Source organism: Lichenibacterium minor (assembly GCF_004137685.1).
Taxonomy (GTDB): domain Bacteria; phylum Pseudomonadota; class Alphaproteobacteria; order Rhizobiales; family Beijerinckiaceae; genus Lichenihabitans; species Lichenihabitans minor.
In genome coordinates, this window is sequence record NZ_QYBB01000155.1 from 1 (window position 1) to 1157 (window position 1157).

A 1157-nucleotide genomic window follows, 5' to 3' on the forward strand; every position below is an offset into this window, starting at 1 on the left:
TTGATCTGGGCGGCGGTGAGAGCCTTCACCTGCGTGGTGGCGAGCGCCCCGATGGTCGTGGTGTCGAGGCCGTTGAGGTGGGTGGAGTTGAGGCCCGCAATCTGGCCGGCGGTCACGTTGGCGATCTGGCCCTGCACTTCGAAAGCCGTGAGGGCGTTGAGCTGATTGGCCGACAGGGCGCCGACCTGGGTGGCGGCGAGGTGCGACACCTGGGTGGTGGTCAGGGCCGCCGCGGCGGTGGTCGACAGGGAGGACACTTGGCCGGCGGACAGTTTGGCGACGTCGAGGGCGTCGAGGTTCGTCGACGACAGGCTGTTGATCTGGGCGGCGGTGAGAGCCTTGACCTGCGTGGTGGCGAGCGCCCCGATGGTCGTGGTGTCGAGGCTGTTGAGGTGCGTGGAGTTGAGGCCCGCGATCTGGCCGGCGGTCACGTTGGCGATCTGGCCCTGCACTTCGGAAGCCGTGAGGGCGTTGAGCTGATTGGCCGACAGGGCGCCGACCTGGGTGGCGGCGAAGTGCGACACCTGGATGGTGGTCAGGCCGGACGCGGCGGTGGTCGACAGGGTGGCGACCTGGCCGGCGGACAGCTTGGTGACGTCGAGGGCGTCGAGGTTCGTCGACGACAGGCTGTTGATCTGGGCGGCGGTGAGCGCGGTGACCTGCGTAGTGGTGAGCGCCGCCACGGTGGTGGTGTCGAGGCCGTTGAGATGCGTGGAGTCGAGGCCCGCGATCTGGCCGGCGGTCACGTTGGCGATCTGTCCCTGGATTTCGGAAGCCGTGAGGGCATTGAGCTGCTTGGCCGACAGGGCGCCGACCTGGGTGGCGTTGAGGGCCGACACCTGGGTGGTGGTCAGGGCCGCCGCGGAGGTGGTCGACAGGGTGGACACCTGTCCGGCGGACAGCTTGGTGACGTCGAGGGCGTCGAGGTTCGTCGACGACAGGCTGTTGATCTGGGCGGCGGTGAGAGCCTTCACCTGCGTGGTGGCGAGCGCCCCGATGGTCGTGGTGTCGAGGCCGTTGAGATCCGTGGAGTTGAGGCCCGCGATCTGGCCGGCGGTCACGTTGGCGATCTGTCCCTGGACTTCGGAAGCCGTGAGGGCATTGAGCTGCTTGGCCGACAGGGCGCCGACCTGGGTGGCGTTGAAGGCCGACACCTG

The 1157-nt window shown here is 68.5% G+C and carries 1 pseudogene; it reads right to left on the reverse strand.

From position 1 onward, the window contains the following. A pseudogene (locus tag D3273_RS28640) lies at positions 1–1157 on the reverse strand (hypothetical protein); the annotation flags it as partial.